Consider the following 11,031-nt stretch of genomic DNA (forward strand, 5'->3'; position numbering starts at 1 on the left):
TCTTTGTAATTTGTCGGAAATTAGGATACAATGGCGTAGAACGATATTTTATCTTAGAGGGTGAAGGCAATCTTATGAAACCGATCTATTCGAAGGCGCAGCTGGATTATTTGAAAGCGAAGACTAAATTTGAGAATAAAGCTAACATTTTGGAGAAGAAAATCGAAACCACTCGGAAAACGAGAGAAATTACGCAAGAAGTAATGGAAGGTCTCGTAATGGAGACCGGATTCCATGATGCATATAACGAGCTGGTCATTTCTGAGAACGAACTCATTGAATGGTCTCATTCGACAATTAAGCATGACAAAACCTACCGCGAAAATAAGCAGCCGATCGAGCAAATGTACGAAAACCTCAATACAAGCCCGGAAATGCGCGCTCAGATCATTCAGCTTGCCATGAAAATCCGTTAATATTTTGTAACCTTTGACTCATTTACATCGTCCAACAAGGTGCCAATCGGCGCCTTGTTTTTTTGTTTTCCTTGTTTCAAGCAAGTGAGGAAAGGTTAATGTTTTCCAGATATTTCTTGGACAAACAGGGCTTCTGACGTCTTTTATTATGGTTCGGTAACAATTTTGAAATTTTTTTAAAAAAGGTGCAACTTTTTAGAAACCAGCGCGTCTAAGATGTAGAGTCAATTACGATGGGTATTTAACCAGCATTGCCCTAAGCAAGAAAGATGTCTATTTTTTAGAAAAATTATCTTTACGCTGTGTGGGGCCCATTGTATAATACTTAGGTAGGATTAGGAATCTACTCTTTTTTTTGCCGCTTTTAATTGATATGTTTACCAGTTTCTGTGATATCGTCACAGACATCATTTATATGAACCATGCTCAACTCGGGAAAGGGGGTGCACTGGCTAATGAGTAACACGAGCTACCCATTTAAAGAAAACTCTAATGTGATGAATGTTCAAGGAGGAGAAAAAAAGGTTATGAAGAAAATTTTGACAGTCGCTCTGTCTACAGCAATGGCATTCTCCATGTTTGCATCTGTAGCATTCGGTGATACCGCAGTAACTCCGCAACAAAAATTCGACGCTCTGGCAGCTAAGGGGATCTTCAACGGCTACCCAGACGGATCTGCTCATCTTGAAAAAGAAATGACTCGCGCTGAGTTCGCGAAAGTCATCACGAAGCTTCTTGGACTGAAAGAAGTAACTGGAACTCTTTCTTACAAAGATAAAGGTTACGACGCCAAGAACTGGGCAGTACCTTACATTGAAGCAGTAACTGCTGCTGGTATCATGCAAGGTCAAGACAGCGTGAAGAAAATCTTCAACTACAACGGAAAAGTAACCATCCAAGAAATGGCGACTGTTCTGACTCGTGCGCTGAAACTTGAAGTTCCTGCAAACCCAAGCAACAACGCAGCTGACTGGGCTAAAGGATATGTTCAAGCAGCAATCGACAAAGGCCTTATCTCTAAAGATGCTAACTTCAAAGCAAACGCTAGCCGTTCCCAACTGGTTGAAGCTGCATATGCAATCGACCAAGCGGCTAACATCACTTTCACTTACAAAGTCGTTGACCCAAGCAACGTTGAGTTCACACTTTCTACTGGTGAAGTAGTAAAGGTTAAACTTGACAAACCGCTTGAAGCCAATAAAGAGACTGAAGTTAAATTCAAGGACGCAGCTGGCAACGAGTACACTGCAAAAGTGACTTGGGCTGTAACGACTGCAACTAAAGTTCAAGGCGCTAGCGCTACGAACCTCAAAGAAGTAGTGGTTAAATTCGACGGTGAAGTTGATAAAGACACTGCTGAAAATGCAGCAAACTACACTTTGAGATCCGGTAAACTGGTTGACTCGGTTTCCTTGTCTGATGACAAGACTACTGCAACCCTCTTGCTGAAAGCCGGCAGCGTATTGAACAACAACAAAACTGATGCTGTTTCCGTTTCCAATGTAAAAGCTGGCGACAAAACAATCAGCGCAAGCAATGTTGAGTTCTCCGTTGTTGACAACTCGCTCCCAGAAGTTTCCTCTGTTAAATCTTTGGGAACGAAATCTCTGAAAGTAGTATTCAGTGAGCCTGTAAACAATGTAACACAAAGCAACTTCAGCCTTGATGGCAAAGAGTTCTTTGGTAAAGTTACTGTAAGCAACAACGACAGAACAGTTGTTCTGACGCCATTCAGCACAACTGCACTTGCAGTTGGCGATCACAAAGTAACAGTTAGCGGAGTTAAAGACTATGCTGGATTTGTTTCCCTGGCATCTTCCCATGACTTCACTGTAGCTGAAGACACTACTGCTCCAACAGTTTCTGAAGCAACTGCTACTTTGGAAAGCGTAACAGTTACATTCTCTGAAGATGTGGACGTAGACACTGTATCTGCAAGCAAAGTATACTGGAAGTCCGGTTCCAGTAAAATCACTGCTGTTAGCGTGAAACAACTGGCTGACAACAAATTCAGATTTGACTTTGGTGCTGACCGTGCTCTCCCAACTGGAGCAGTTTCGGTATTCGTAGAAGGAGTTAAAGACTACTCTGGTAACGAAATCGCTAAAGATACTTCCGTTGTTGTTAATCCAGTAATCGATCAAACACGTCCAGAAGTAAGCACCGTTTCTGCTGAAAACGCGCGTCTTATCAAAGTTACTTTCTCTAAAGCTGTTAATGAAGAAAGTGCTGAGAAAAACGCAAATTACACACTGAAAGACAAAGATGGTAAAGCTATTACTGTTAAGTCTGCAGAGCGCGATAACAATGATCATAAAGTAGTTTATGTAAGTCTTTACACTGATTTGTCTGTTGGCAACAACACATTGACAATTCAAAATGTTAAAGATGACACAAGACTGCAAAATACTCTGCTTGATTACACTGGTACAGTAAGCTTGGCAGATAAAAATGCTCCAACAATCGATTCTTCTACTGTTAATACACAACAGCGCCGCGTTGTCGTTAAATTTAACAAGAAAATGGACGTTGAGACTCTGACCAACTACTCCAACTATCTTGTTCAAATCGACGACAAAATTCAGCCATTGACATCCAGCATCGCTGATATTTCTCCGTTGCAAGATGGTTCTGCAGTTGCGATTACTTTTGCAGACAGCATCAATGGTAAATACGTGAAGCTTGCCACAGGAACTGGTGCCGCAGGTTATACTAACATTTCCCAATTGCGTATTCTGGCAGTGAAAGACACTAACGGAAATGTTCTTAAAGAATTCACTAACAACGGTGGAACTATTAACCTCGATAAAGATACTGTGGTCGGTTTGGGCGACAAAGTCGAATTGGTTGATAAAAGAACAGTTAAAATCAAATTCAATGCTGGAATCTACTCTTACACAAGAGATGCTATCACAAATGCAGCAGGTAAACCTGTAGTATCAAGCATTGATGTTGACGGCACTTCTACTGTAACTGTACATTTTAGCTCTGATCTTGCTACCGATGGTTCTGATCTTGACCTGACGGTTAATCTTAACCAATTGACAACTACTGCAGGTAATGTTGCTGGTGTTGGTTCTATCCCGGTAAACAATACAACTAATTTCACTGACAGTGTAAAACCTGAAGTGAATACGGATGTTAAGTTTGCGAAGGTAGATGACAATTCGTTCGTGATTCCGTTCTCTGAAAATGTGAAAGCAGCTTCTGATGCTTCTGCAGTAGGTGCTTTGACAATTATCCGTAATACGGATAACAAAGAATTGAAGGCTGTAGATGGTGACTTCACTGTTACTGTAAAAGGTAAAACTGTGACGGTTAACCTTAACGATGCAGCGACTAGAACTGATGCTACGTCTTATCGTGTAAGTGTTGCTGGTGCAAATCTGATCACAGATACAGCTGGTAATGCAATTGCTGATTTCAAAGGTGAAAGTGTTGAGCTTCCAGCTACTGCAGATATAACTGCTGCTACGGAAGCTGCAAAAACCTTGAAGCTGGCCGTTACTAACCCAGGTGATGCAGCACCAACGATCACTTTGCCTGAGACTGGTGACAATGGAACTACTATTACTTGGAAAGCTGGCAACGCAGTTGTTTCTAAGACCTACACTGTAGCTAGAGAAGCTGCTGATACAACAGTTACTTTGACGGCTACAATCAAAAAAGGTACTGATTCTGTAACAAAAGATTTTGTTGTGACAGTACCTACTGGAACTGCTGATGTTACAGTAGCTGCTAAGTAATTCGTGATTTATCAGAAAAGACTAGGGATCACATCTCTAGTCTTTTCTTTTTTTGTTTTATATTAGTCTATTGAATACCTTAATTACTTCCTCTATCATTTAATAGAAGTAAAATCAGGAGGTCCCTCATGAAACCAATCAAGAAAATCACCTTTACCGTGATCGTTCTCGGCGCGGGCATAGCACTTGGCTCCATCTTTGACATCACCGCGCAAGGCGCAGGTGTGACAGGCCAAGCCGGCACAGCTGATGATCCGGTCGTCACGAAGAGCTACGTTGACCAACAGATCCAAAAAGCGTTGGGCGGAGGAACAACGACGCCAACTGCACCTACAACGCCAACGGATAATGGAAACAACAATTCCGGGAATAATAATTCAGCGTCTTCTAGTGACCAAGTCACCATCGTCACCGTTAAACCAGGCGAGAAGCTAATCGCCGCTGCGGGTGCCGAGTTTATCGTCCGCAATGGACATGCTGTCATCTATAGTGCTGACTCCAATGGCGTTGCTGACCTTACGGATGGCAAAGACGTAACCAATGGACAAGCAGTCGGAAACAACCATCTGATGTCCTTTCCGAGAGCCGGACGCGGGATCATGGTTCAAGACGGCGTGAAATCCAGCCTGACGGTTATGGTTCGTGGCGGTTATTCGATCCAATAATCGCCCTACATAAGCTTATTTTTGCCAGAAGTAACAATGATTTATACGTCTAGGGACGGCCGGATGACAAATACTACTCTTGCAAGACCATATTTGCAGGAGGTGTATCCATCATGGCAAGAAGCAATCGTAAAGTGGTACCGGAAAGCCGGAATATGCTGAATCAAATGAAGTACGAAATCGCTGCTGAGTTTGGGCTGGGTGCAGCGTACGGATCTGCAGGATTTAGCAGTGCGGACACTGAGTTTGCATCCGACCTGGGTGAAGCTGGAGGCGTTGGATTTGGCCGTGTGAACGGGGCTCATCTGACATCCCGGGAAAACGGTTCGGTGGGCGGAGAAATGACGAAACGGCTTGTTCGTCTGGCGCAGCAAAACCTGCTGTAACCAGCCATTTCAACGCTGATCAGAGAAGCACTCATGCAGCTTTTTTCGAGGCCCATGTTCCCTCTGCGTTGATTGACATGGGTTGACAAATACGTTAATATGACATACGAGGATTGTAGAACAACCTTTTCCTTTGCGGAAAAGGTTCATTTTTTGTTTAGAACTTATCTGCCGTTGTTATAATACCCTTATAGGAGGTTGATACAATGTCTGTAAAAGGACGTCATCTGTTCACATCCGAGTCCGTTACGGAAGGACATCCGGACAAGATTTGCGACCAGATCTCCGATGCGGTTCTTGACGCTTTTCTGGAAAATGATCCGAATGCCCGCGTGGCGTGCGAAGTATCGGTTGCGACCGGCCTGGTGCTCGTCATCGGTGAAATCAGTACGAAATCCGAATATGTAGATATTCCCGCTATTGTTCGAAATACGGTAAAAGAAATCGGCTACACTCGGGCCAAGTATGGCTTCGACTCCAATACGATGGCCGTGTTGACATCGCTCAACGAGCAGTCGGCCGACATCGCTCAAGGCGTTAACGCTGCCCTGGAGAGCCGTGACCCAGCACAGGTCGACAAGGAAACTGAAAACATCGGTGCCGGCGACCAAGGTCTGATGTTCGGTTTTGCGACCAACGAGACGCCAGAACTGATGCCGCTTCCGATCGCGCTGTCCCACCGCATTGCCCGCCGCTTGGCTGAGGTGCGCAAGAACGGTACGTTGGACTACCTGCGTCCGGACGGTAAAACGCAAGTGACGATCGAGTATGTGGACGATAAGCCTGTCCGTGTCGATACGATCGTCGTTTCGACGCAGCACTCGGAAGACGTGACGCTGGAGCAAATCCAGAAAGACGTGAAAGAGCAAGTCATTCTGCCGGTGGTTCCTGCTGAACTGCTTGACGCCGAGACAAAGTATTACATCAATCCTACGGGTCGTTTTGTCATTGGCGGACCTCAAGGGGACGCTGGTTTGACAGGACGTAAAATTATCGTGGATACGTACGGTGGATATGCCCGTCATGGCGGCGGTGCCTTCTCCGGTAAGGATCCGACGAAAGTGGACCGTTCCGCCGCATACGCTGCGCGTTACGTAGCGAAGAACCTGGTCGCTGCAGGACTGGCTGACAAATGCGAAATCCAATTGGCTTACGCCATTGGTGTAGCGACTCCGGTATCGATCAACGTCGATACGTACGGAACGGGTAAAGTGAGCGACGAGAAGCTCGTCGAGCTGATTCGCGCCAACTTTGACCTGCGCCCAGCCGGCATCATCCGCATGCTGGATCTGCGCCGTCCGATTTACAAGCAAACCGCAGCATACGGTCACTTTGGCCGTACCGATGTGGATCTGCCTTGGGAACGCGTGGACAAAGCGGAAGAGCTGCGTGCTCAAGCCGGTCTGTAATCGAAGCGACTACTTATAATAGAAGAAATTTTTTTAAACCTCAGTTTGGCTAAACGGCCTGACTGAGGTTTTTTGCATACCTATCACTCAACGTTTCTACCAATAGGCTAAACTTCCTTTTCACTTTAACCGACATAGAAGTATAAGCGTGTGCCTGTGAGAAGTGCATAGTGTGCTTTCGTTTCACAGGGGCGGAATACGAGGAAAGGTAGGTTTAAGCCATTCTATGAAAAAAATAACGGTATGCATGCTAGCACTCGCCATGGCATTGGACATAGGAATCACAGGAGGGATGGGAGGAAGTCCCGTATCAGCTGCAGCAACGGCAGTCCAGGCTCAAATGAGCGGACCGCTTATCTCCACACTGCCAGAGGATGGGGCCGTGGAGGTTGGGAGACGTCCGGATTTTCAGCTGACCTTTAACCAAAACGTACATATTGCCGATCCATCTGGTAATCCAGCGTCGGACCCAGTGGTGCGGATCATTGATCCGGCAAATTCGGCTGAAGCAAATCAGATCAAGCTCAGCCTAAGCGATTTAAAGGCTATGAATTCAACGAATCCAGCACCCACCAATAAACTCACCTTCCAGCTGCCTGCAGGCAAATGGCTGTCCTATAAGACGGATTATCAGGTGAAGGTCGAAGCGGGGGTTCTGAAAGACGCTTCAGATCAACCATTAGACGAGTCGACGTTTACGTTCACCACGTTAAGCAAGCTGGCTGTCGTGGATTACGCGCCACAAGTGGGTTCAATCGGAGCCAGTCCTTCCAACGCGCTGCAGCTGACTTTTAATGAGGAGATCCAAACGGGAAGCGGCAGCGTGCAGATCAAACGCGTGTCCGACAACCAAGTGGTGGACTCCATCACCCTAACGCAGGGGCAGACGAATTCACGGGTTCAAGTGGATGGGAAAAAGGTAAGCTTCACGTTGTCCCGTTCTCTGGACAAAAACACGACGTATTACGTTTATATCCCTACAGGTGCGATCACCACGTTGGATGGACAAGCGTTCAGCGGGTTGACGACGGGCGGGCAGTGGTACTTTACAACGCAGGGTGATACCGCAATTACGGCCAAATTGCCGCAAAGCGCCGCTACCGGGATCGCCACAAACAGCAAGCTCCAGCTGTCCTTCAACAACCCGGTGTATCCAGGGCAGGGAACAATTGATTTGTATAAATCGAACGGTACCAAGGTAACTTCGGTTAACGTACAATCCACCCAGGTGACCGGCGGCGGCTCGACGACCGTGACGATCGATCCGGGAAGTGTGTTGGCGTACGGGACGTCGTATTATGTGATCGTGCCTGCAGGGGCTTTTCAGGACCGGGGAGGCAGTAACGTGGCGGGGATCACCTCGACCACAGGCTGGACCTTCACGACGGCAGCAGCGCCAGGCAGCACGACTCCGCTATCCGTTTCCAGCTTGTCCCCGACAAGTGGAAGCACGAACGTGGCGGTAGACGCGACGCTGTATATGAATTTTAACCGGGAAGTAGTTCGAGGTTCGGGGAATGTATTGCTCCGCAAATCTTCCAATGGTGCCAGCCTTCCGGTAACAGTCACGGTAAGCGGGACCCAGGCCAAAATCCAGCTGCAATCCGGTTACACACTCGACAAGGACGCGTCCTATTACGTTACCGTAGAGCCGGGGGCTTTTTATGACAAACAGAACCCAAGCATGAACTATGCCGGAATTACAAGCAGTACGGGGTGGACGTTCCAGACGAACACGTCGGACAAGCAGGCTCCGGTACTGCAGAGCAGCGAGATGTACAGCAACACGACGATCCGGCTCGTATATAATGAAGCTTTGTATTCGGACTCCTGGCCATCGACGGCCAATTTTAACGTGACGGTGAACGATGAAGCGCGGCGGATCAGCTACGTGTATACTTCCGGTGACAGCGTCTATGTCATTCTGGAGACCGGCGTCGCCGTCGGGCAAAATGTGAAAATCAGCTACAGCGGCGGCTCCAGCCCGATCCGCGATACGGCGGGGAATGCGGCGGCGGCTTTTGGGGCCCGCGAGGTCGTGAACGGCGTGGACTCCGCGCTGCCGAAGCCGACCAGCGGCACGATTTCGGGCAGCACGGTGGTGCTGTATTTTAGCCAGTCGCTGAAAAGCCCATCTGCCTATGCCTACGAGCAGTTCACAGTGACGGCGGACGGAACGAGTATGGGCGTCAAAAGCGTGACTCAGAGCGGCCAGTCTTTGACGCTGTCCCTGAACACGTCCGTCGGCGACGGGCAGGTAGTGCGGGTCAGCTACAAGCCGGGGGCGTATCCGATTCAGGATTACCGCGGACAAAATATCGCCGGATTCACGGACTACATCGTCCGCAACTATTGGGACACGAAGCCTCCGGTCCTGGACAAGGCGGAAGGCGGCGGCACCAAGCTGGTTCTGACGTATAACGAGCTGCTCAGCACGACCAATGTGCCGATGAAAAGCCAGTTTTCCGTACTGGCCAACAATGCGCCGAATTACGTGACCGCGGTGGAGATCAAGGGCAGTCAGGTAACGCTGACACTGACGTCTGCGCTGAGCAAAGATAACAAAGTGACGATCTCGTACGTACCCGGTACCGCGCGCCTGACGGACCTAAATGGGAACTCGGCCGGATATCTGAATCTGGAGCCGGTTACGGTTACGACGCTGCTCGATACGGGTGACATCCAATCGGCGGTAGTACAGGGAGATACGATCCAGGTCGTGTTCAATAAAACGCTGGTGTCCCAGTCCTCCGTAACAGTAACCCAATTCCAAGTATTGGTGGACGGAACGACAAGCTCCCTGGCCAGTGCCTCGGTCAATGGCAGCACACTGACGATCAAGCTCAGCAATCCGGTCATTAATGGCCAAAAGGTGGAGCTGTCCTACATTCCAGGGGCCACGCCGCTCAGGGACAGTGCAGGAACTTACCTGAAGTATTTTAACAAAGTCCCGGTCAGCAACACGGGCACGACAACCGGCAGCGGATCGACCGATCCGAACCGCCCGTCCTACCTGACACTGATGGAGGTGGGAGAGTTCGGACAGGCCATGTTTGCACTGGGCAATCAGGCGACAGCCGTGTCGGACGTAAAATCCCGCAACAACCAATATATTAAGCAGTACCGGGTCGATGGCGAGAAACTGAAGCAGGCCTACCAATATATGCTGAATTCCGGTGAAAAGCTGCACACGCTCGTTGTGGATGCGGCCGTTGGACTAAACTCTGCATCGGTTACGTTCCCTTTGGATGCGCTGCAGCAAGTCTATAACATCGATCGCAGTGCCGTGCTGGCGGTAAAAGCCGGGGACGCCGTGTATATGGTACCTTTTAGCAAAATGAACCTGCCGGACATTGCCAGCAGCCTGAATGCCAGCAGCTCTTCCGTCACGCTCAACATCACGGTAGAGAAGCTGTCGACGGAGGCCGCCGCGGATTTGAGCAAGAAGCTGAACACCAGCTCCAGTCAAAAGATCACCGAACCTGTAGACTTCTATGTATCTGCTGTGAACAACAGCTCGCCGAACAATCCGCGTGAATTGAAGCTCAACGGGGAGTATCTTGTACGGACGGGCAGCGCGCTGCAGGACAGCCGGTCCAGCCTGGTCCGCTTCGACAGCGGAGCCAACAAGCTGACCTACGTTCCGGGAGTGATCGACACAGCAGGCAGCCGCCGGGTATTCCATGGCAAGGTAAAGGGGAACTTCACTGTTTTCGGAGCGACGTTCTACAAATATTACAGCGATCTCGGCAACCACTGGGCGAAAGACGCAATTAGCACGCTGTCCGCCAAGCAGGTCATCGAGGGCCGCACCAATACGCTGTTTGCCCCGGATCAGAGTATAACCCGCGCTGAGTTCGCTGAGTATGTTGCACGAGCCCTCGGATTGGAAGGGGATGCGCAGAGCGCGGACCGCTTCTATGACGTGGTCAACATCGGCTCCAGCGCTTATATCGGAGCGGCCGCCAAAGCCGGCATCGTCACTGGTAATACAGACGGATCGTTTAAGCCGAACAGCTCGATTACACGCGAGCAGATGGGGATCATGATGGTCCGGGCCATGAACTATGCGGGATACAACTCGACGCTGAGCTATCCGGCGTCCACGTACCTGAAAGTGTTCAAGGACAGCAAGCAAATTCAGTATCCGGATTCCGCGGCACGCGTGCTGAAGGAAGGCATTATCCAGGGCGTCACGGCGAACACGTTCCAGCCCCGGGGAAATGCGACCCGCGCCCAGGCGGCCGTCATGCTGCAGCGTCTGTTGGATAAGATCGGGTACATGTAACCAGAGCAGTGAACAGGCTAAATCTCTCACAAAATCTTAGAGTTTCCATTTCGGTACGTCAGCCCTACTTAGGTAGGGCTTTTTTTGTGGGATTTTTCGGTGGATTTTGCTAAAAAGATTA

Annotated in this window: 6 protein-coding genes; all 6 read left to right on the plus strand. The window is 48.8% G+C overall.

Annotated features, from left to right (window positions below; all coding sequences use genetic code 11):
• Nucleotides 1–74: 74 nt before the first annotated feature.
• The 6 genes from GCU45_RS18985 to GCU45_RS19010 all read left to right on the plus strand — a co-directional run bounded on the left by GCU45_RS18985 (nt 75) and on the right by GCU45_RS19010 (nt 10,910).
• On the plus strand, nt 75–416 hold the full coding sequence (locus GCU45_RS18985; protein WP_152399973.1) for a hypothetical protein: 342 nt from the start codon (nt 75–77) through the stop codon (nt 414–416).
• Nucleotides 417–871: 455 nt separating this feature from the next.
• Nucleotides 872–4,162, plus strand: a complete 3,291-nt coding sequence (locus tag GCU45_RS18990) for an immunoglobulin-like domain-containing protein (protein WP_167527166.1) — start codon at nt 872–874, stop codon at nt 4,160–4,162.
• 128 nt (nt 4,163–4,290) lie between these two features.
• A complete protein-coding gene (locus GCU45_RS18995; RefSeq protein ID WP_152399975.1) occupies nt 4,291–4,827 on the plus strand; it encodes a hypothetical protein in 537 nt (178 codons plus the stop codon).
• Nucleotides 4,828–4,940: 113 nt separating this feature from the next.
• Nucleotides 4,941–5,213, plus strand: coding sequence for an alpha/beta-type small acid-soluble spore protein (locus GCU45_RS19000; protein WP_152399976.1), 273 nt, complete (start codon nt 4,941–4,943; stop codon nt 5,211–5,213).
• A 206-nt stretch (nt 5,214–5,419) separates the two neighbouring features.
• The gene (gene metK, locus GCU45_RS19005) at nt 5,420–6,622 is read left to right on the plus strand and encodes a methionine adenosyltransferase (RefSeq protein WP_076174616.1); all 1,203 of its coding nucleotides are present in this window, start codon (nt 5,420–5,422) and stop codon (nt 6,620–6,622) included.
• Nucleotides 6,623–6,914: 292 nt separating this feature from the next.
• Nucleotides 6,915–10,910 (plus strand): Ig-like domain-containing protein, encoded by a 3,996-nt coding sequence (locus GCU45_RS19010; RefSeq protein ID WP_167527167.1) that lies wholly within the window; start codon nt 6,915–6,917, stop codon nt 10,908–10,910.
• The last annotated feature ends 121 nt before the right edge of the window (nt 10,911–11,031 follow it).

This window comes from Paenibacillus cellulositrophicus (assembly GCF_009363095.1).
GTDB lineage: Bacteria > Bacillota > Bacilli > Paenibacillales > Paenibacillaceae > Paenibacillus_AQ > Paenibacillus_AQ favisporus.